Origin of the sequence: Streptomyces sp. MH60, from assembly GCF_002939385.1 — a bacterium.
Classification (GTDB): Bacteria; Actinomycetota; Actinomycetes; order Streptomycetales; family Streptomycetaceae; genus Streptomyces.
Map to the genome: position 1 here is coordinate 1 of NZ_MULI01000108.1, position 19614 is coordinate 19614.

Consider the following 19614-nt stretch of genomic DNA (forward strand, 5'->3'; position numbering starts at 1 on the left):
GGCGGGCGGTGGGTGACGGTGCCGAAGCCGAGGTCGGTGACCGGCAGGAAGCCGTCGGCGGTCTCGGCGCCCAGGTCGGCCGCGGTGATCGCGTCGGCGACGACGAGCGAGCCGACGGGCGCCTCCGGGGCGAAGCCGCCGCCGATGCCGGCCGAGACGACCAGGTCGTAGGGCGTGCCGTCGAGGGCCGCGGCGGTCAGCGCGGCGGCCGTGGAGGCGGCGGCGAGGGCCGGGCCGACCCCGGCGGCCAGCAGGTCCCAGCCGTCCGGCAGCCGGTGCAGGACGATCCCGGGCCGGGACACCTCGGCGCCCGGCACCGGGAACGCCCGAGCCACCGCGTCCCGTTCGACGGGGACCGCGGTGGCCACGAGGAGGTGCACGGAGGACGTGGGCGGTCAGTCCTTCTTCAGCTTGAAGACCCACACACCGGTGACGTTCTGGCTGCCGTCCTTGCCGTCCCGGGCCGCGACGGCGACGTTCGTCGAGTTGCCCTGGGCGCCGTACTGCGCGTTGAAGAACACGCTGCCCGGCACGGTGCGGTAGGTCTTGTCGCTGTCCTCGACCAGCTGCTGACCGTTCATCAGGATCGTCCAGTGCTTGTCCGCGACGTCCGGGTCGACGCCGAACCGCACGGTCTCGTCCTGGTCGACGGTGATGGACTTCGCGTCCTTGTCCTGGAGGCACTTGTCGATCTCGTCGGCCGAAAGGGTCTTGCCCTCTCCGCCGCAGGTGGCCTCGGAGCTGACCGAGTCACTGCCGACCGTGATCGTCGAGATCGGGGTCGGCTCGTCACAGGCGGACAGCAGGAGAAGTCCGGCGGACACGGCGCCTACGGCGGCGACGGCGCGGCGGCGTCGCACAACGCGGTGTCCGAGAGCGGCGGTGCCGCGGGGCAACGTGGTCATGGCGGAAGGCTATACGGCGCCCCTGCCCCGCCCCCCACCTGGGTACGGCGTGGCGTGGTCACGCCACCCTCGGCCCAGTCCGTCCGCCGTGCCGGGCCGAGTCGAGCAGCCCCCGTACGGTCGTCAGCCACCCGGCGGCGATGATCGCGGCGGCCACCGAAAGGCCCAGCGTGCCGTTGAGCGGCAGCACGATGCCCACCGCGCCGCCGAGCACCCAGGAGACCTGGAGCAGCGTCTCCGAGCGCGCGAACGCCGACGTGCGCACCAGTTCCGGCACGTCCCGCTGGATCAGCGCGTCCAGGGACAGCTTGGCCAGCGCCTGCGCGAACCCGGCGACCGCCGCCAGGCAGGCCACCAGGAAGGCGCTGAAGAACACCGCGGCGACCACCGCCGCGCCCAGCACGAGCACGACCACCGTCACGATGATCACCTCCGGGGCCCGGGACCGCAGCCACGCCCCGACCGCCGTGCCCAGCGCGTTGCCCGCCCCGGCCGCGACGCCCACGATCCCCAGCGACACCGCCGCGCTCTGGCCGGTCATCGGGTGCACCCGCAGCAGGAACGCCAGGAAGAAGATCAGGAAGCCGGTCAGGCAGCGGATGGCGGCGTTGGCGGCCAGCGCGTGCGTCACCGCCGGGCCCACCGTGCGCAGGCCGGGGCGCTTGCCCCGCTTCCGCAGCGGCCCCGGCAGGTGCCCCTCGTCCGCGGCGAGCAGCGCCCGGTCCTCGCCGCGCGCGGAGTCCACCTTGCGCGGCAGCGTGAACGACAGCACGGTGCCCGCCACGAAGATCACGAAGGCGCCGTACAGCGGCCATCGCGGCCCCACCTGCTGGAGCCCCGCGCCGATCGGCGCGGCCACGCCGGTGGCCAGCAGCCCGCACAGCGTGACCCGCGAGTTCGCCTTCACCAGGGAGACCCGGGGCGGCAGCAGCCGCGGCACCACCGCGCTCCTGACCACCCCGTACGCCTTCGAGGCGACCAGCACGCCCAGCGCGGCCGGGTACAACTCGATGCCGCCGGTGACGACCGCGCCGGACAGCACCAGCGCGAGCACCGCGCGGGCGCCCATCGCGGTGGCCATCGCCGCGCGGCGGCCGTGCGGCAGCCGGTCGAGGAGCGGGCCGATCACCGGCGCGAGGAGCGTGAACGGCGCCATGGTGATGGCGAGGTACAGCGCGACCCGCCCGCGCGCCTCGTCGGTGGGGACGGAGAAGAAGACGGTGGACGCCAGCGCGACGGTGATCATCACGTCCCCGGCGCCGTTCACCCCGTGCAGTTCGATCAGCTTGCCGAGGCCCGACTCGCCCGCGCCGTGCGCGTGCGTCGCCCGCCGGATGCCGCGCGCGGCACCGGTCACCGGCAGGCGCAGAACCCGCCCGGCCGCGCGGAACCGGGAGCCGGGGCCGCGCCGCCGGCTCCCGCGCTTGAACTCCGTCCGTGCGGTTGCCACCCCGTCATAGTGCCCCGAGAGCGGCCGCTGTAGCGTCGATACGGCGCGTATGGCGGTGATCGGGTCGAGTGACTCCGGCGCCCGCGCCGCCGGGGAACACCGGGTCGTACCCCGCCGAAACTCCCGTCGGTGTAGGCCCAGGGCACATGAGCAGGTAGCGTGCGTAGCGCGTCGTGGCGAACGTTCTCGGCCGCGCGCCGTACGGCCATCCCGCAGAATGGATGACGTAGGTGCGCCCGAGCGCGATCGGGCGCGGACGTCGACGCGGTCCACAGGTCCGCTCCGTCCGCCCCTCGCAGGCAGCGGCGCACTCGTGAGACGGCGTATGGAGAGAAGCGATACCTGTGAGCGCAGCGACAACGCGAAGCCGCACCCCTGACCGTCTGTGCGCCGAGGCCGTCGACCTCGCCCGCGCCGCAGCCGAGGAGGCCGCCGCACCCGGCGTCGTCGGCGAGCACGAGGGCATGGTGTCGGAGGGCGACCGGGTCGTCACGCACTACTTCGCCTGCAAGGAGCTGGGGTACCGGGGCTGGCGCTGGGCCGTGACGGTGGCCCGCGCCTCCCGCGCCAAGATCGTCACGGTGGACGAGGCGGTGCTGCTGCCCGGCCCCGACGCGCTGCTGGCCCCCGAGTGGGTGCCGTGGAGCGAGCGGCTGCGGCCCGGCGACATGGGCCCCGGCGACCTGCTGCCCACCGACGCGGACGATCTGCGCCTCGAGCCCGGCTGGACCGGCGAGGACGAGCCGCCGCCGAACTCCGCCGTCTCCCACGAGATGGCCGACCTGGTCGAGGCCGAGGACGCCGAGGTGACCTCCGGGCCGCCCGCCGAGCTGTCGGCCGTCCCGGCCCGCGGCACGATCTCGGCGGTCGCCGAGGAGCTGGGCCTGCGCCGCACCCGGGTGCTCTCCCGGTACGGCCTGCACGTCGCCGCCGACCGCTGGGAGGACGGCTACGGCCCCAAGACCGCGATGGCCCAGGCGGCCCCCGCCTCCTGCGTCAGCTGCGGCTTCCTCGCCCGGATCGGCGGCTCGCTCGGGCAGGCCTTCGGGGTCTGTGCCAACGAGTTCTCCCCGGCCGACGGGCACGTCGTGTCGCTGGCCTACGGGTGCGGGGGGCACTCCGAGGCGGCGGTCATGCCGAAGCCGCCGCGGGTGGCTCCGCCGGTGATCGACGAGACGCGGGTGGACCCGTTCCCGCTGCGGCCCGCCGCGGATTCCGGCTCGGTGCCGGTGGCCGAGGATCAGGCCTCGGCGGAGTTGGGGCACTCCTGAGGGTGCGGGTGCGTCGTGGCTCGCGTCCCCGGGGGCTGGGCCCCCCGGACCTCCTTCGGCCTTGACGGCCTCGCCCTCGAACGCCGGACGGGCTGATCGATGCCGGTCGGTGTCACCGTGGTGCCGGTCGCCGCTTCGAAGGGCGTCGTCCGGGACGGTACCTTCGTGGTCCGTCGATGAGGAGAGTCACCGTGAGCATGTTCGTACGGCCTGCCGCCGAGGGTGCCGATCCGTTCGGGACGGCGCGTCTGCGGCGCGGGGTGCTGGACGCCTGGGCGACGAGCCCGGCCCGGTTCCGTGAGGACGCCAACGCGGAGGAGGACCTCGTCCTCGGCGGCTACCGCGACCGGCTGGTCGTCGAACTCGCGCAGAACGCCGCCGACGCCGCCGCGCGGTCCGGCGTGCCCGGCCGGCTCCGGCTCACCCTGCGCGACGGCGTCCTCGTCGCCGCCAACACCGGCGCCGCGCTCGACGCGACCGGCGTCGAGTCGCTGTCCACCCTGCGCGCCTCCGCCAAGCGGGACGCCGTGGAGGGCTCGGTCGGCCGGTTCGGGGTCGGATTCGCCGCCGTCCTGGCCGTCACCGACGAGCCCGCCGTCGTCGGCCGGCACGGCGGGGTGCGCTGGTCGCTCGCCGAGGCCCGCGACCTGGCCGCCGACACCGCCCGGCACAGCCCCGGCCTCGGCGACGAGATCCGGCGGCGCGACGGGCACGTCCCGCTGCTGCGGCTGCCGTTCCCCGCCGAGGGCAGCGCCCCCGCCCCCTACGACACGGCCGTCATCCTGCCGCTGCGCGACACGGCCGCCGCCGACCTCGCCGAACGGCTCCTGCACGGGGTGGACGACGCCCTGCTCCTCGCCCTGCCGGGCCTGGCGGAGGTGGTGATCGAGGCGGGCGACGAGGTGCGCACCCTCACGCGCCGCACCGAGGACGACCTGACCGTCGTGGAGGACTCCCGGCAGGGCGTCACCCGCTGGCGCACCGCCGCCGCGCACGGCCCCCTCACCCCCGACCTCCTCGCCGACCGGCCGGTCGAGGAACGGCTGCGCCCCCACTGGTCGGTGACCTGGGCGGTGCCCGTGGACGCCGACGGTGCTCCGGAACGCCCCCGCACCAGCCCGGTGGTCCACGCGCCCACCCCCAGCGACGAGCCCCTCGGTGTGCCCGCCCTGCTCATCGCGTCCTTCCCGCTGGACGCCACCCGGCGGCACACCGCGCCGGGACCGCTCACCGACTTCCTGACGGAGCGGGCCGCCGACGCCTACGCCGGACTGCTCGCCGACTGGCGCCCGGTCACCACCGGCCTCATCGACCTGGTGCCCGGCGCGCTGGGCCGGGGCGAGCTGGACGGCGCGCTGCGCCAGGCGATCCTCGACCGGCTGCCGCGTACGTCCTTCCTGCCGCCCGCCGCCCCCTCCGCGGGCCAGGACGCGGAGGACGACCTTCCGGAGTCCCTGCGGCCGCGCGACGCCGAGGTGGTGGAGGGCGCGGGCGCCGACACCGTGCGGGTCCTGGCCGAGGTGCTGCCGACCCTGCTGCCCGCCGGCCTCGAACGCCGCGCCGAACTGCGCACGCTGGGCGTGGCCCGGGTGCCGCTGACCGACGCGATCGACCGGCTGGCGGGCCTGGAGAAGGCGCCCGCCTGGTGGCGCGGCCTCTACGACAGCCTCGCCGGGGTCGACCCCGACCGGCTGTCGGGGCTGCCGGTGCCGCTCGCTGGGGGCACCTCCCAGGCTTTCGGCTCCGGGGGAGGCCGGACGACCATCGGGCCCCGGCAGGTGCTGCTGCCCTCCCCGGAGGCCGCCTCGCTCGACCCGGAGGTCCTCACCCGCCTCGGCCTGAAGATCGCCCACCCGGACGCCGCGCACCCCCTCCTGGAGAAGCTCGGCGCCCTCCCGGCCACCCCGCGTGCCGTGCTGACCACCCCGCAGGTCCGGGCCGCCGTCGCCGCCTCCCTGGACGACGAGGGCGCCGCCAACTGGGAGGAGGACGCCCTCGACGCCGAGGAACTGGCCGACACCGTCCTCGGCCTGGTCCGCGACGCCGGACTCGATCCCGGGGACGAGCCCTGGCTGGGCGCCCTCGCCCTGACCGACGAGGACGGCGAACTCTCCCCGGCGGGCGAACTCGTCTTCCCCGGCGGCCCGTTCGCCCGGGTCATGCGCGAGGACGAACTCGCCGCCGTGGACGCCGGACTCGCCGAGAGGTGGGGCCCCGAGCCGCTGGCCGCCTGCGGTGTCCTGGTCACGTTCGCCCTGGTCCGCGCCACCGACGTCGTCCTGGACCCCGACGAACTGGAGCCCCGCGAGGGGGACTTCGCCGAGCCCGACGACGCGGGACTGCTCGACGCCGTCGACGTGTGGAGCGAGGACGTCCTCGACCGCTTCCCGGACACCCCCGTCCCGCCGGTCGCCACCGAGATCGTCGCCGTGCGCGACCTCGACCTCGTGGACGACGACCACTGGCCCGAGGCCCTCGCCCTGCTGTCCCGGCCGCCGCTGCGCGACGCGCTGGTCCAGCCCGTGCGCGTCCTGCTGCCCGACGGCACCCACGAGGTCGTACGGCCGTACACCGCCTGGTGGCTGCGCGGGCACCCGGTGCTCGGCGGACGCCGCCCGGCCGGTCTGCGCGCCGCGGGCGGCGACCCGTTGCTGCGGGGCCTGTACGAGGAGGCCGACGCGACCGGCTTCGAGGACGAGCAGGTGCTGCGGGCGCTGGGCGTGCGCACCTCGGTCGCCGCGCTCCTAGACGAACCCGGCGGCGCGGCCGAACTCCTGGACCGCCTCGCCGACCCGGGCCGCCCGGTCGCGGCCGCCCAACTGCACGCCCTGTACGGGGCGCTGGCCGAGCTGGACCCGGACCGGGTCACCCTGCCGGACGAGGTGCGGGCCGTGGTCGACGGCGAGGTGCGCGTGGTGGACGCCGCCGACGCGGTCGTGGTCGACTCGCCCGACCTGCTGCCCTTCACGTCCGGCGTGCCGCTGCTGCCGGTCCGCCCGGCCCGCGCCGCCGAACTGGCGGAGCTGTTCCAGGTGCGCCGGCTGAGCGAGTCCGTCACCGGGCGCGTCGACTCCGAGGGCGCCGAGCACGGCGTACCGGAGCCGGTGCGGGTGCTGCTCGGGGCGCGGACCCCGGCGACGTACGTGGAGCACGAGGAACTGGTCGTCGACGGGGTGGAGATCGACTGGCGGCTGACGGACGACGGTGTCCTGCACGCGGCGACACTGGAGGGCGTGGCGGCCGGCCTCGCCTGGGCGGCGGGCCAGTGGCCGCGCCGCTTCGAGGTGGCGGCCCTGCTGGAGGACGAGTCGCGCACGGAGGAACTGGCCCGGGACCGCTGGTTCGACTGAACCGTCCGCCCGGACCGACCGGATGTGAAGGTGCGCACACATTTCCTTCACCTTTCATACAACCATCGCGCCGCGCCGTGGATCTATGAGGCGAGTCAGCAGACTCATGACCCTCCGGGTCCCGGCGCGGTGACGACCGCCGGGACCCCTTGTCCACACGTGGGGAACACATGCGCACACGAGTCCTGGCGGCGGCCGCCACCGGCGCCCTGGCCCTGACCGCCCTCGCCGTCCCGGCCGCGCAGGCCGACGGCGGAAGCGGCGACACCCGGATCACCAAGGTCGTCGTGGACGGCGACAACAAGGTGTCCATCGGCACCGGCAGCGCCAAGACCGTCTCGGTCAGCGTGACGGCCACCGACGACTCCGGCATCCTCGGCGCCGACTCCTTCGTGCTGAAGGGCCCGGGGTACGGCTACGAGTCGACGAGCAAGCCGACCTGCAAGAAGGCCAGCGCGACCACCTCCACCTGCACCGGCTCGGTGAAGATCGACCCGCGGACGGACTACCTCGACAACGCGATGGCCGGCACCTGGTACGTCGACGCCTGGATCGACGCCAAGGACGGCGACTTCGTCTGGAAGGACAAGGCCGGGTCCTTCAAGTTCCAGCGCGGCAGCGCCGTGACGACCAACGCCTCGCCGGAGCCGGTGAAGAAGGGCAAGACCCTCACGGTCACCGGCAAGCTGAGCCGGGCCAACTGGGAGACCCTCAAGTACGGGGCGTACTCCGGCCAGCCGGTGCAGCTCCAGTACCTGAAGAAGGGCACGAAGGCGTACACCGTGCTGAAGACCGTCAAGAGCAACTCGGCGGGCAAGCTCAGCACCACCGTCAAGGCCGGCGCGGACGGCTACTACCGCTACGTCTTCGCCGGCAACTCGGCGTCCGGGGCGATCACCTCGGTCTCCGACTTCGTCGACGTGAAGTAGCCCGCTACGCGGGGAAGCGGCGGCCGACCCACCTCCACAGGAGTTCCAGAACGGCCGCCGCGGCCACCGCGATGCCGACCGCGGCCCACGGCATCGTCACGCCCACCAGCTTCAGCGCGAAGAAGTCCTGCAGCCACGGCACCACCAGCACGATCACGAAGCCCAGCCCCATCGCCGCCACCAGCAGCACCCGCCACCAGGTGTACGGCCGGGCGATGATCGCCAGCACCCACATCGAGATCAGGAACAGCGTCAGCGTCGCCGCGCTCGTCTCCGCGTCCAGCGCGCCCGGCCCCGTGTAGTGGTGCCGCGCGACCAGGTACGTCACGAAGGTCGCCGCCCCGGCCACCACGCCGCCCGGGATCGCGTACCGCATCACGCGCCGGACGAAGTGGGGCCTGGCCCGCTCCTTGTTCGGGGCGAGGGCCAGGAAGAACGCGGGGACACCGATGGTGAGGGTCGAGAGCAGGGTGAGGTGGCGGGGCAGGAACGGGTACTCCACCTGCGAGCAGACCACCAGGATCGCGAGCAGCACCGAGTACACGGTCTTCACCAGGAACAGGGTCGCCACCCGCGTGATGTTGCCGATCACCCGGCGGCCCTCGGCCACCACCGACGGCAGCGTGGCGAAGCTGTTGTCGAGCAGCACGATCTGCGCGACCGCCCGGGTCGCCTCCGAGCCGGAGCCCATCGCCACGCCGATGTCGGCGTCCTTGAGCGCGAGGACGTCGTTGACGCCGTCGCCGGTCATCGCGACCGTGTGGCCGCGTGACTGGAGGGCGCCCACCATGTCCCGCTTCTGCTGCGGGGTGACCCGCCCGAACACCGTGCCCCCCTCCAGCGCCTCGGCCATCCCCTCCGGTTCGGCGGGCAGCCGGCGCGCGTCGACGGTGGCTCCGGACAGCCCCAGCTTGGCGGCGACCGCGCCCACCGACACCGCGTTGTCGCCGGAGACGACCTTGGCGCGCACGTCCTGGTCGGCGAAGTAGCGCAGGGTGTCGGCGGCGTCCGGGCGCAGCCGCTGCTCCAGGACGACCAGGGCGGTGGGCGTCACCCCCCGGGCCACCTCGGGGCCGTCCAGCTCCCCCTCCGCGCGGGCCAGCAGCAGCACCCGCAGCCCCTGCTCGTTGAGCCGCCCGGTCTCGGCGAGCGCCGGGTCGTCCTCGGCCAGCAGCACGTCCGGTGCGCCCAGCAGCCACGTGCGGGAGACGCCGTCGCCCTCGTCGAACGCGGCGCCGCTGTACTTGCGGGCGGAGGAGAAGGGCAGCGACCCCGTGCGCCGCCACGCCCCGGCGGACCCGTCGACCGGGTAGGTGTCGATGATCGCCTGGAGGGAGGCGTTGGGGCGCGGATCGGAGGCGCCGAGGGAGCCGAGCACGGTGCGCACGTACGTCTCGTCGGCGCCGTCGAGCAGGCGCAGGCCGGTGACGTCCATGCCGCCCTCGGTGAGCGTGCCGGTCTTGTCCAGGCAGACGGTGTCCACCCGGGCCAGCCCCTCGATGGCGGGCAGCTCCTGGACGAGGCACTGCTTGCGGCCGAGCCGGACCACGCCGATCGCGAAGGCGACGGAGGTGAGCAGCACCAGGCCCTCGGGGACCATGGGCACGATGCCGCCGACGGTGCGCGCGATCGAGTCGTCCAGCTCGTTCTCCTTGGCGAGCAGCTGGCTGAGGATCAGGCCGATCGCGGTCGGGACCATCATCCACGTGACGTACTTGAGGATCGTGGAGATGCCGGAGCGCAGCTCGGACTGGACCAGCGTGAAGCGGGAGGCCTCCTCGGCGAGCTGGGCGGCGTACGCCTCGCGCCCGACCTTGGTGGCCCGGAAGGCGCCGCCGCCCGCGACCACGAAGCTGCCCGACATGACCTGGTCGCCGGGCTGCTTGACCACCGGGTCGGCCTCACCGGTCAGCAGCGACTCGTCGATCTCCAGCCCGTCCGCCTCGACGCACACCCCGTCGACGACGGCCTTGTCGCCGGGGCCGATCTCGATGACGTCGTCCAGCACGATCCCGGACGTACTGATCTCGGCGGGCTTCCCGTCCCGGCGCACCGTCGGCCGCACCTCGCCGATCAGGGCCAGCGAGTCGAGGGTCTTCTTCGCCCGCCACTCCTGGACGATGCCGATGCCGGTGTTGGCGAGGATCACGAAGCCGAACAGGCTGTCCTGGATCGGCGCCACGAACAGCATGATCACCCAGAGCACGCCGATGATCGCGTTGAACCGGGTGAAGACGTTGGCGCGGACGATGTCGGCCAGGGAGCGGCTGCTGCGCACCGGCACGTCGTTGACCTGGCCGCGGGCGATGCGGTCGGCGACCCCGGCCGCCGTGAGTCCGGTCGCGGGCGAGGGGGTGTCAACGGCGTGCGCGGGGTGCGCGGGATCACGTCTGTCCGCGTCGAGATGCGTCATGCAATCGACGGTACGTGCGGTTTTACGGCTTCACCCACCGAGTGCGGAGAAGATCCGACCTGGGTACGAGACGTGCCGGCGCGGTGTGCTGCCCAGGTACTACGCGGTGGGCCGGTCCGCCGGGGCGTCCTGCGATCCGTGTGCGGCGGCGTCCCGCTTGATCGCGGCGTCGCGCCCCCGGACGTACCAGATGCCGATCAGGCCGAGGCCGGCGCCGGCCAGGCAGGTCCACACCCACCAGGTGTGCCCGTGGTCGTCGAACCAGCCGTAGAAGGGCAGCTGCACCAGGAAGAGGACGAACCAGAGGATGGTGCCGCCGACGACGGTCGGAACCACGGGGCCCTCCAGGGGCTCCGGCGCCTCGTGCGTGGGTGTCCACTTCGTCATGCGTACAGCTTACGAGGAGCGGGCGAACGGGTTGACGGCGCGGCGCCGTCGGGGTCTACGCGCGGAGATAGCGATCTGTGGCTCATACGTTCATACTGAACCCGTTTGTCTCTGACCGCTTTCATTCGTAGAAAACACCAATAGGAACACCGACAAGGCCGTGGGGGAACCTGTTGGTGATGAGGTCCCCGCATGTCCACCTCGGCCTCCGCCAAGGTCCCCCCGTCCCCCGAGCCGCCGGAAGACCGGCGGCCCCCGCAGAACGGCCTCGACCGCTACTTCAGGATCTCCGAGCGCGGCAGCACCCTGCCCCGTGAGATCCGCGGCGGCTTCGCCACCTTCTTCGCGATGGCCTACATCATCGTGCTGAACCCGATCATCCTGGGCAGCGCGAAGGACATGTACGGCAACCAGCTCGACAACGGCCAGCTGGTCACCGCCACCGCCCTGACGGCGGCCTTCACCACCCTGCTGATGGGCGTCATCGGCAACGTCCCGATCGCGCTCGCCGCCGGCCTCGGCGTCAACTCGGTCGTCGCCCTCCAGCTCGCCCCGCGGATGTCCTGGCCGGACGCCATGGGCATGGTGGTGCTGGCCGGTTTCATCGTCATGCTGCTGGTCGCCACCGGTCTGCGGGAGCGCGTGATGAACGCGGTGCCCTACGGCCTGCGCAAGGCCATCTCCATCGGTATCGGCCTGTTCGTCATGATCGTCGGACTCGTCGACTCGGGCTTCATCACCCGGATGCCCGACGCCGCGCAGACCACCGTCCCGCTCCAGCTGGGCGTGGGCGGCCACCTGCACGGCTGGCCGGTTCTGGTCTTCGTCCTCGGCGTGCTGCTGACCCTCGCGCTGATCGTCCGCAAGACCCCGGGCGCCATCCTGATCTCCATCGTGGTGATGACCGGCATCGCGATGATCATCAACGCGGTCACCGACATCCCGTCCTGGGGCCTGACCACTCCCGAGTGGCCCGGCAACCCCGTCGCCACGCCCGACTTCGGGCTGGTCGGCGAGGTCAGCCTGTTCGGCGGGTTCGACAAGGTCGGCGTCCTGACCGGTGTGCTGTTCGTCTTCACCGTGCTGCTGTCGTGCTTCTTCGACGCGATGGGCACGATCATGGGCGTCGGCGACGAGGCGAAGCTGACCGACGGCGAGGGCCAGATGCCGGGCATCAACAAGGTCCTGTTCGTCGACGGCATCGCGGTCGCCGCGGGCGGCGCCAGCTCCGCCTCCGCCACCACCTGCTTCGTGGAGTCCACGGCGGGCGTCGGCGAGGGGGCCCGCACCGGCTTCGCCAACATCGTCACCGGCGGGCTGTTCGCCCTGGCGCTGTTCCTCACGCCGGTCGCCACCATGGTCCCGTCGCAGGCGGCGACCCCGGCGCTGATCGCGGTCGGCTTCCTGATCCTGGCCGGTTCGATCAGGGAGATCGACTGGTCGGACTTCACGATCGCCATCCCGGCCTTCGTGACGATGCTGATGATGCCGTTCACCTACTCGATCACCAACGGCATCGGCATGGGCTTCATCACCTTCTCGGTGCTGCGCCTGGCGGCCGGACGGGGCCGCGAGGTGCCGGTGGCGATGCACGCGGTGTCGGCGGTCTTCGCCTTCTACTACCTGATGCCGGCCCTGGGCCTGACGTGATCCCGCGGGGTCACGGCACCCCGTAGAACCGTTCCGTCTCCTCCACGGCGGACTGGAACCGCTCGTCGAAGTCATCGCGAATGAGCGTCCGGACGACATAGTCCTGGACGCTCATTCCTCTTTTGGCCGCATGGTCCCGGAGCCGGTCGAGCAGCTCCCCGTCTATCCGCAGGCTGAGCACGCTGGTCCCCATGAGCACGAGGGTCGCCCCGCTGCACCGGGTGATGCTCCGATTTCCGGAAACGACTCACTCGTACGGGTGAACTGCGGGTTTCAGTGGCGGGCGTCACGGGGAGACGGGCGGTTGAGCGGTGGTATTTCGCGAGACTAATGAGTTACGCTAAGGAACATGCCGGACCTCAAGCATGGCGACGACGCCGCCGCCGTGAACTCCCTGCGCTCCGCCGTGATGCGGTTGTCCCGTCGGCTCAAGCACCAGCGGGTCGACGAGTCACTCAGCCCCACCGAGATGTCGGTGCTGGGCACCCTGTCCAACTGCGGCAGCGCGACCCCGGGCGAGCTGGCCCGCAAGGAACACGTCCAGCCGCCCTCGATGACCCGCATCGTGGCACTCCTCGAGGCCAAGGGGCTGGTCCGGCTGGAGCCGCACCCCGAGGACCGGCGCCAGAAGGTCGTGACGCAGACCGAGCAGGCCGTGGTGATGCTCGAGGAGAGCCGCCGCAAGCGGAACGCGTTCCTGGCCACCCTGGTCGAGGGGCTCGACGAGGACGAGTGGGCGAAACTGCGCGCCGCCGCCCCCGTACTGGAGAAGCTCGCACACAAGTAAGCAGTTCTCGCGAGGAGGCGAACCCTTTTGAGTACGGGATCCGGAGCAGCTTCCGCCCCCGCACCTGACGGCCACGACAACCCGACCACCACCCCCTGCGACGCCCCTCGCAAGACGTCGATGTTCGCCTCCCTGAAGGTCAGGAACTACCGCCTGTTCTTCATGGGCCAGGTCGTCTCCAACATCGGCACCTGGATGCAGCGCATCGCCCAGGACTGGCTGGTGCTCAGCCTCACCGGCTCCTCGGCCGCCGTCGGTATCACCACCGCCCTGCAGTTCCTGCCGATGCTGCTCTTCGGCCTCTACGGCGGCGTCCTCGTCGACCGGCTGCGCAAGCGGCCCACGCTGCTGGTCACCCAGTCCGCGATGGCCCTGACCGCGCTCGCCCTCGCCGTCCTCACCCTGAGCGGCCACGTCCAGGTCTGGCACGTCTACGTCGCCGCCTTCGCGATGGGCCTGGCCACCGTCATGGACAACCCGGCCCGCCAGTCCTTCGTCTCCGAGCTGGTCGGGCGGGACCAGTTGCAGAACGCGGTCAGCCTGAACTCGGCCAACTTCCAGTCCGCCCGGCTCGTCGGCCCCGCCGTCGCCGGTCTGATGATCACCGGCGTGGGCACCGGCTGGGCGTTCCTCGCCAACGGGCTGTCCTTCGTCGCGCCGCTCAGCTGCCTGCTGCTGATGCGCGCCCGCGAGCTGCACACCGTCCAGCGCGCCCCGCGCGGCAAGGGCCAGCTGCGCGAGGGCCTGCACTACGTCGCCGGCCGCCCCGAGCTGATCTGGACCATCGTGCTGGTCGGCTTCATCGGCACCTTCGGCTTCAACTTCCCGGTCTTCCTGTCCGCCTTCGCCGACGACGTCTTCGACGCGGGCGCCGGGGCGTACAGCCTCTTCAACACCCTGATGGCCGTCGGCTCCCTGGCCGGCGCGCTGCTCGCCGCCCGCCGCGGCACATCCCGGCTGCGGGTCCTGATCGCGGCGGCGCTCGGCTTCGGCGCCCTGGAGATCGTGGCGTCGACCGCGCCCGAGCTGTGGCTCTTCGCGCTGCTCATGGTCCCCATCGGCGTCTTCAGCATGACGGTCAACGTCACCGCCAACACCAGCATCCAGATGTCCACCGACCCGGCCATGCGGGGCCGCGTGATGGCCCTGTACATGATGGTCTTCCTCGGCGGCTCCCCGGTCGGCGCCCCGATCGTCGGCTGGGTCACGGACACCTACGGCGCCCGGGTCGGCTTCGCCGCGGGCGGCGCGGTGGCCGCCACTGCCGCGCTCGTCATCGGCCTGGTCCTGGCCCGCGTCGGCAACCTGCGCCTGTCGGTCGGCTGGCACCGCGGCCACCCCCAGGTCCGCTTCGTGCCCCGGGAGCGCCGGGAGGCGCTGGCGCCGGCGGCGTAGGGGGAAATCCGGGGGTCCGGGCGGTGGGGCTCTGCCAGGCTGGCGGCATGAGACTCTTCGCCGCCGTGCTGCCGCCCGAGGACGTCACCGCCTCGCTCGCCGACGAGGTGGCCGCGCTGCGGGGGCTGCCCGGTGCGGACGGGCTGCGCTGGACCGGCCGTCCCGGGTGGCACCTCACGCTCGCCTTCTACGGCGAGGTCGACGACGAAGTCGTGCCCGACCTGTCGGCCCGCCTGGAGCGGGCGGCCCACCGCACGCCGCCCTTCGAGCTGGCGCTGCGCGGCGGCGGCCAGTTCGGGCGCGGGCGGGCCCTGTGGGCGGGCGCGGAGGGCGGGCTCGCGACACTGCGGCTGCTGGCCGACCGCGCGGAGTCGGCGGGGCGCAGGGCGGGCGTCCCGATGGGCGAGCACCGGCGCTACAAGCCCCACCTGACGCTGGCCCGCAGCAGGCAGGCGTACGACGTCCGCCCCTACGTCGAGGCGCTGGCCGGCTTCGCCGGGCCCACCTGGACCGTGACCGACCTGGCGCTGGTCCGCAGCAACCTGCCGGCGTCGGGCGTGCCGGGCGAGCAGCCCCGTTACGAGGCGGTCGCCCGCAGCCCGCTCGGCGCCGCCGGTTAGGCTCGGGGGCGTGGACCCGAAGACCCGTAACCGGATCATGGCCGGTGTGCTCGTGCTGATGCTCGTGGTGGTGGCGGTGGCGGCGGCCCTCGGCTGACCTGCCCGGGGGCGGCCGCCGCCCCGCTCGCCACCTCACCCCGCTACCAGGCGAAGGCCTCCGGAGCGGGCCCGGGGCCCGGGAAGACCTCGTCGAGCCCGCTCAGCAGCTCGTCCGACAGCTCCAGCTCCACGGCCCTGAGCGCCGACGCGAGCTGCTCGGCGGTGCGCGGCCCCACGATCGGACCGGTCACGCCGGGCCGGGTCAGCAGCCACGCCAGCGCGGCCTCGCCGGGCTCCGCACCGTGCTTGTCGAGCAGGTCCTCGTACGCCTGGATCTGCGTCCGCTTCGCCGGGTCGGCCAGGGCGTCGGCCGCGCGACCCGAGGCCCGGCGCCCGCCCTGGACCTCCTTCTTGATGACTCCGCCGAGCAGCCCGCCGTGCAGCGGCGACCACGGGATGACGCCGAGGCCGTAGTCCCGCGCGGCCGGGATCACCTCCATCTCGGCGCGGCGCTCGGCCAGGTTGTACAGGCACTGCTCGCTGACCAGCCCGATGGTCCCGCCGCGCCGGGCGGCCGTCTCGTTGGCCTGCGCGATCTTGTACCCGGGGAAGTTGGACGACCCGGCGTACAGGATCTTGCCCTGCTGGACCAGGGTGTCGACGGCCTGCCAGATCTCGTCGAATCCGGTGGCGCGGTCGATGTGGTGGAACTGGTACAGGTCGATGTGGTCGGTCCGGAGCCGCTTGAGGCTGGCGTCGACGGCACGCCGGATGTTCACGGCGGACAGCTTGTCGTGGTTGGGCCACGCCTCGCCGTCGGCGCCCATGTTGCCGTACACCTTGGTGGCGATGACGGTCTTGTCGCGCCGGTCGCCGCCCTGGGCGAACCAGTTGCCGATGATCTCCTCGGTACGGCCCTTGTTCTCGCCCCAGCCGTACACGTTGGCGGTGTCGAAGAAGTTGATGCCGGCGTCCAGCGCCGCGTCCATGATGGCGTGGCTGTCGGCCTCGTCGGTCTGCGGACCGAAGTTCATGGTGCCGAGGACGAGCCGGCTGACCTTGAGTCCCGTGCGTCCGAGCTGCGTGTACTTCATGGTCCCCAAGCCAACGACTTGGAGTGCGCTCCAGGCAAGCGGGCAGGTCCGGTCAGTCGCGGGGGAAGTCGGCGGTGGGGAGCGTGAGGCCGAGGACCGTGTCGGTGAGGTCCAGGTCCTGCCCGAAGGCGAGCCGGAACTCGGCCGTGTAGTCCCCGTCCTTAGGCTGTGAGAAGACGTGGCAGCGCCCCTGGTAGGGGTCGGCGATGAGGTAGAGGGGGACCTCGGCTGCGGCGTAGGCGAGCCTTTTGGGGCCGTAGTCGTTGGCGGCGGTGCCCTGGGAGATGACCTCGGCCACGAACTCGACGTCCTGGTAGCGCCAGTGGCCCGTTCCGTCCGGCTCCGCTCCGTCGCGAAGTTTGGCGACGTCCGGGCAGAAGCCGTTCTCATGGCCGGGGAAGTCGATGCGAACGTCCGAGAAGATCTTGACGCCCTTGCCGAACTTGTCATCGACGGCTCGTGCGATGCGGAAGATGATCGCCCAATGCGTGTCCCGCTGCGGTGTCATATGAACGCTGCCCTCGACGATCTCGACCCTGAATCCTTCGGGGACGGGCATCCGCTCCAGCCGCTCGAACCACTCGTCCAAGCGCTTGGTGTTGGCGTCGGCCATGTCGATCCTGTCGTCAAGGACGGTCATCGTGGCGCTCCTCCCCGGCTGACTCAAGGACGAGTACAGCCGCGCGGTACAACGATACGCACGGCGACCTGGACACGGGAGGACGCGCATATGCCAGAGCGGGACCGGGACCGCACCGACCACCTCGTCGCCCTCGTCCGGCGCCATCTCGACGACGACGGCAACGTGCTCGGCGTCTACGCGCACGGCTCGGCCACCCTCGGCGGGCTGCGCCCGTACAGCGACCTCGATCTCCTCGTCGTGCTGGCGCGTCCGACGACGCACGGGCAACGCGAAGGGCTCACCGGGGAGTTGCTCGGCGTGTCCGGGGGCGAAGGGCGTCCCGTCGAGCTGATCGCCGTCGTGCGGGACGAGGTCCGGCCCTGGCGGTACCCGCCCCGCCGGGAGTACCTGTACGGCGAGTGGCTGCGCGAGGCCTACGAACGCGGCGCCGTCCCGGAGCCGGCGGACGACCCCGACCTGGCCCCGCTCCTGACGATGGTGCTGCGCGCCGACGCCCCGCTGTACGGCCCGCCGCCCGCGGCCCTCCTCGACCCCGTGCCCCACGGCGACCTGCGCCGGGCGATCGCCGCCGGGGTGCCGGAGCTGCTGGAGGAACGGGAGTCGGACACGCGCAACGTCCTGCTCACCCTCGCCCGCGTCTGGAGCACACTCGCCACCGGTGACATCCGGTCGAAGGACGCGGCGGCCGACTGGGCCCTCGCGCGCCTGCCCGCCGGGGACCGGCCGCCGCTGGCCCACGCACGCGCCGTCTACCTCGGGCAGGAGACGGAGGACTGGAGCGGCCGGGCCGTGCGGTCCTGTGCCGACCGGCTGGTCCGGGGGATCCGGGCGGCCTACGGGGCGGGGGAGTAGGGCCCGCCCAGCCCCCACTCCTCGTCCATCGCCGTCGCGAACGCCTCCGCGATGCGGTGCTCGCCGCTCTCGTTGGGATGCGTGCCGTCGTAGGTGTCGGTGTGGAAGTCGTACGCCACCGGCGGCGGGACGAACAGCAGCGGGGAGCGTGGGTCGTCGAGGTCGGTGAGGGTCTTCGCGAGGAGTTCGTTGAAGTGGGCGACCTGCTCGGCGAAGGACGTGTCGGCCTCCACCCGGATGTTGTGGAGCACCGGCATCACGGCGACGCGGACGCGCGGGTTCGCCGACCGGGCGGCGGCCACGAAGGCGCGGACGTTGGCGGCGGTCTGCTCGGCGTTGGTGTAGAAGCCGAGGTCGATCAGGCCCAGGGAGACCAGGAGCACGTCCGCGCGGCAGGCCCGTACCGTCTCCTCGATCAGTGGGGCCATGTGGTGCCAGCCCTCGCCCCAGCCGGCCAGATGGGCGCGGGGGAAGTCGGGTTCGGCGTAGGCGTGCGAGGTGGGGGCGTCCGTCACCTGGTCGTGGAGGGTCTCGCGCGGGCCGACGAAGGTGAAGGGGCGGCCGCAGGAGTCGCGCAGGTGCTGCCACAGCCGGTAGCGCCACGTGTGTTCGCCGGCGCTCCCGATCGTCATGGAGTCACCGACGAACATGAACCTGAGCATCCGCTCATCATGGACGATCGGCCCGGCCGGCGCGATGTGAGCCCGACCACGCAGGGTGACCGGCGGGGTGGCCGGCGACGTGAACGCCCGCGCGGGATGGCAGGCTTGGCGCATGCGCCGACCCTTCGCCCTCCTCGCCGCGGCCCTTCTCGTGGGCGCGTTCGCCGTGCCCGCCTCAGCGGCGGACGGGGACGACGGGCCCGCCGGGAGCGACGGGTTCACCATCAAGGACCCGCGCATCACCGAGTCCAGCGGCCTCGCCGCGTCCCGTCTGCACCCCGGTGTCTACTGGACGCACAACGACCAGGACACCGGGCCGTACCTCTACGCCGTGGACGGCGCCACCGGCGAGACCGTCGCCCGCGTCGCGCTGTCCGGCGTCGGCACCCCCCGGGACGTCGAGGCGATCGCCATCGGACCCGGCAACAAGATCTTCGTCGGCGACATCGGCGACAACGACGGCGTGACCTGGCCGTACGTGTGGATCTACGAGCTGCCCGAGCCGAAGGAGCTGAAGGACCAGACGGTCAAGGCGACGCAGTACGTGGTGAAGTACGCGGACGGCTCCCGCGACGCCGAGTCGATGCTGGTCCACCCGAAGACCGGGCGCGTCTACCTCATCGACAAGAACGAGGACGGCGGGCACCTGTACGAGGGCCCGGCGAAGCTGTCGTCCTCCGGCACCAACGTCTTCAGGCCCACCGTCCCCGTGGACCTCTGGGCGACGGACGCCGCGTTCTCCCCGGACGGCGAGCAGCTCGCCGTGCGCGGCTACCTCGGGGGCATCTGGTACGACTGGAACGGCGGGAAGATCAAGCGCACGGGGCGGATCAGCGTGCCCCTCGGGCAGGGCGAGTCCGCCACCTACACCACCGACGGCAAGAAGCTGCTGCTCGGCATGGAGGGCGCGAACAGCCCCGTGAAGGCCGAGGACGTGCCCGGAAAGGGCGGTGGTTCGGGCGGGGGCGGTTCCGACTCCTCGGGCGGGGACTCCGGCGGGTCCGACGGCCCGGGCGGGATCACGCTCAAGGTCGGCGCCGTGGGACTCCTCGTCGGGCTCGCGGCCCTGCTCGGCCTACGCCGGGCCGCCCGCCGCCGCTGAGCCGCCCGCCGCCGCTGAGCCGTCCGCCGCGGCCGGGACTTCCGCCGCGGCCGGGTCGTCCCCCG

General features: G+C 72.7%; 17 protein-coding genes and 1 pseudogene. 9 read left to right on the plus strand and 9 right to left on the minus strand.

The window, feature by feature from the left end; translation table 11 throughout:
• The 3 genes and pseudogenes from BZZ08_RS35510 to BZZ08_RS35520 form a co-directional block, all read right to left on the minus strand.
• Window positions 1–380, minus strand: a pseudogene (locus tag BZZ08_RS35510) (futalosine hydrolase); the annotation flags it as partial.
• A 15-nt stretch (window positions 381–395) separates the two neighbouring features.
• Window positions 396–905, minus strand: a complete 510-nt coding sequence (locus tag BZZ08_RS35515; protein WP_198601881.1) for a DUF2771 domain-containing protein — start codon at window positions 903–905, stop codon at window positions 396–398.
• 58 nt (window positions 906–963) lie between these two features.
• Window positions 964–2355: an MFS transporter gene (locus BZZ08_RS35520; RefSeq protein ID WP_104636302.1), complete on the minus strand. Its 1392-nt coding sequence runs from the start codon at window positions 2353–2355 to the stop codon at window positions 964–966.
• A gap of 344 nt (window positions 2356–2699) precedes the next feature.
• Between BZZ08_RS35520 and BZZ08_RS35525 the strand changes: the two genes are divergently transcribed.
• The 3 genes from BZZ08_RS35525 to BZZ08_RS35535 all read left to right on the plus strand — a co-directional run bounded on the left by BZZ08_RS35525 (window position 2700) and on the right by BZZ08_RS35535 (window position 7905).
• The gene (locus tag BZZ08_RS35525; RefSeq protein WP_104636303.1) at window positions 2700–3626 is read left to right on the plus strand and encodes a DUF3027 domain-containing protein; all 927 of its coding nucleotides are present in this window, start codon (window positions 2700–2702) and stop codon (window positions 3624–3626) included.
• Window positions 3627–3817: 191 nt separating this feature from the next.
• The gene (locus tag BZZ08_RS35530) at window positions 3818–6976 is read left to right on the plus strand and encodes a sacsin N-terminal ATP-binding-like domain-containing protein (RefSeq protein ID WP_104636304.1); all 3159 of its coding nucleotides are present in this window, start codon (window positions 3818–3820) and stop codon (window positions 6974–6976) included.
• Between the two features lie 170 nt (window positions 6977–7146).
• The gene (locus BZZ08_RS35535; RefSeq protein ID WP_104636305.1) at window positions 7147–7905 is read left to right on the plus strand and encodes a calcium-binding protein; all 759 of its coding nucleotides are present in this window, start codon (window positions 7147–7149) and stop codon (window positions 7903–7905) included.
• Window positions 7906–7909: 4 nt separating this feature from the next.
• On the opposite strand, the gene BZZ08_RS35540 is transcribed toward BZZ08_RS35535, so the two are convergent.
• Window positions 7910–10318: an HAD-IC family P-type ATPase gene (locus BZZ08_RS35540; RefSeq protein WP_104636306.1), complete on the minus strand. Its 2409-nt coding sequence runs from the start codon at window positions 10316–10318 to the stop codon at window positions 7910–7912.
• Window positions 10319–10417: 99 nt separating this feature from the next.
• Window positions 10418–10705, minus strand: a complete 288-nt coding sequence (locus BZZ08_RS35545; RefSeq protein ID WP_104636307.1) for a DUF2530 domain-containing protein — start codon at window positions 10703–10705, stop codon at window positions 10418–10420.
• A 192-nt stretch (window positions 10706–10897) separates the two neighbouring features.
• Here BZZ08_RS35545 and BZZ08_RS35550 point away from each other — a divergent pair, with 192 nt between their 5' ends.
• Window positions 10898–12355, plus strand: a complete 1458-nt coding sequence (locus tag BZZ08_RS35550) for an NCS2 family permease (RefSeq protein WP_104636308.1) — start codon at window positions 10898–10900, stop codon at window positions 12353–12355.
• Between the two features lie 10 nt (window positions 12356–12365).
• Here the strand turns inward: BZZ08_RS35550 and BZZ08_RS35555 are convergent, their stop codons facing one another.
• Window positions 12366–12554, minus strand: a complete 189-nt coding sequence (locus BZZ08_RS35555; RefSeq protein WP_003974640.1) for a hypothetical protein — start codon at window positions 12552–12554, stop codon at window positions 12366–12368.
• A 150-nt stretch (window positions 12555–12704) separates the two neighbouring features.
• On the opposite strand from BZZ08_RS35555, the gene BZZ08_RS35560 reads away from it, so the two are divergent.
• Genes BZZ08_RS35560 through thpR form a run of 3 tightly spaced genes read left to right on the plus strand, consistent with a single transcriptional unit; the run spans window position 12705 to window position 15157 of the window.
• Complete coding sequence (locus BZZ08_RS35560) at window positions 12705–13142, plus strand: MarR family winged helix-turn-helix transcriptional regulator (protein WP_003974639.1); 438 nt, start codon at window positions 12705–12707, stop codon at window positions 13140–13142.
• Window positions 13143–13169: 27 nt separating this feature from the next.
• On the plus strand, window positions 13170–14537 hold the full coding sequence (locus BZZ08_RS35565; RefSeq protein ID WP_104636309.1) for an MFS transporter: 1368 nt from the start codon (window positions 13170–13172) through the stop codon (window positions 14535–14537).
• 47 nt (window positions 14538–14584) lie between these two features.
• Window positions 14585–15157: an RNA 2',3'-cyclic phosphodiesterase gene (thpR, locus tag BZZ08_RS35570; protein WP_104636310.1), complete on the plus strand. Its 573-nt coding sequence runs from the start codon at window positions 14585–14587 to the stop codon at window positions 15155–15157.
• A 140-nt stretch (window positions 15158–15297) separates the two neighbouring features.
• Here thpR and BZZ08_RS35575 read toward each other — a convergent pair whose 3' ends face one another.
• Together BZZ08_RS35575 and BZZ08_RS35580 are read right to left on the minus strand one after the other, a co-directional pair.
• Window positions 15298–16290, minus strand: a complete 993-nt coding sequence (locus tag BZZ08_RS35575; RefSeq protein ID WP_104636311.1) for an aldo/keto reductase — start codon at window positions 16288–16290, stop codon at window positions 15298–15300.
• A 52-nt stretch (window positions 16291–16342) separates the two neighbouring features.
• Window positions 16343–16930 (minus strand): Uma2 family endonuclease, encoded by a 588-nt coding sequence (locus BZZ08_RS35580; protein ID WP_104636312.1) that lies wholly within the window; start codon window positions 16928–16930, stop codon window positions 16343–16345.
• A 90-nt stretch (window positions 16931–17020) separates the two neighbouring features.
• On the opposite strand from BZZ08_RS35580, the gene BZZ08_RS35585 reads away from it, so the two are divergent.
• A complete protein-coding gene (locus BZZ08_RS35585) occupies window positions 17021–17785 on the plus strand; it encodes an aminoglycoside adenylyltransferase family protein (RefSeq protein ID WP_104636313.1) in 765 nt (254 codons plus the stop codon).
• Here BZZ08_RS35585 and BZZ08_RS35590 read toward each other — a convergent pair.
• Window positions 17767–18447: a GDSL-type esterase/lipase family protein gene (locus BZZ08_RS35590; protein ID WP_104636315.1), complete on the minus strand. Its 681-nt coding sequence runs from the start codon at window positions 18445–18447 to the stop codon at window positions 17767–17769. The genes BZZ08_RS35585 and BZZ08_RS35590 overlap by 19 nt on opposite strands.
• Before the next feature lie 112 nt (window positions 18448–18559).
• On the opposite strand from BZZ08_RS35590, the gene BZZ08_RS35595 reads away from it, so the two are divergent.
• Window positions 18560–19549, plus strand: coding sequence for a WD40 repeat domain-containing protein (locus tag BZZ08_RS35595; protein ID WP_198601882.1), 990 nt, complete (start codon window positions 18560–18562; stop codon window positions 19547–19549).
• Window positions 19550–19614 lie beyond the last annotated feature (65 nt).

What these genes read in the sequence shown, in the direction of transcription:
- BZZ08_RS35515 (WP_198601881.1), bottom strand. Translation starts at nt 905, where the DNA reads ATGACCACGTTGCCCCGCGGCACCGCCGCTCTCGGACACCGCGTTGTG.
- BZZ08_RS35535 (WP_104636305.1), top strand. Translation starts at nt 7,147, where the DNA reads ATGCGCACACGAGTCCTGGCGGCGGCCGCCACCGGCGCCCTGGCCCTG.
- BZZ08_RS35540 (WP_104636306.1), bottom strand. Translation starts at nt 10,318, where the DNA reads ATGACGCATCTCGACGCGGACAGACGTGATCCCGCGCACCCCGCGCAC.
- BZZ08_RS35545 (WP_104636307.1), bottom strand. Translation starts at nt 10,705, where the DNA reads ATGACGAAGTGGACACCCACGCACGAGGCGCCGGAGCCCCTGGAGGGC.
- BZZ08_RS35550 (WP_104636308.1), top strand. Translation starts at nt 10,898, where the DNA reads ATGTCCACCTCGGCCTCCGCCAAGGTCCCCCCGTCCCCCGAGCCGCCG.
- BZZ08_RS35560 (WP_003974639.1), top strand. Translation starts at nt 12,705, where the DNA reads ATGCCGGACCTCAAGCATGGCGACGACGCCGCCGCCGTGAACTCCCTG.
- thpR (WP_104636310.1), top strand. Translation starts at nt 14,585, where the DNA reads ATGAGACTCTTCGCCGCCGTGCTGCCGCCCGAGGACGTCACCGCCTCG.
- BZZ08_RS35575 (WP_104636311.1), bottom strand. Translation starts at nt 16,290, where the DNA reads ATGAAGTACACGCAGCTCGGACGCACGGGACTCAAGGTCAGCCGGCTC.
- BZZ08_RS35580 (WP_104636312.1), bottom strand. Translation starts at nt 16,930, where the DNA reads ATGACCGTCCTTGACGACAGGATCGACATGGCCGACGCCAACACCAAG.
- BZZ08_RS35585 (WP_104636313.1), top strand. Translation starts at nt 17,021, where the DNA reads ATGCCAGAGCGGGACCGGGACCGCACCGACCACCTCGTCGCCCTCGTC.
- BZZ08_RS35590 (WP_104636315.1), bottom strand. Translation starts at nt 18,447, where the DNA reads ATGCTCAGGTTCATGTTCGTCGGTGACTCCATGACGATCGGGAGCGCC.
- BZZ08_RS35595 (WP_198601882.1), top strand. Translation starts at nt 18,560, where the DNA reads ATGCGCCGACCCTTCGCCCTCCTCGCCGCGGCCCTTCTCGTGGGCGCG.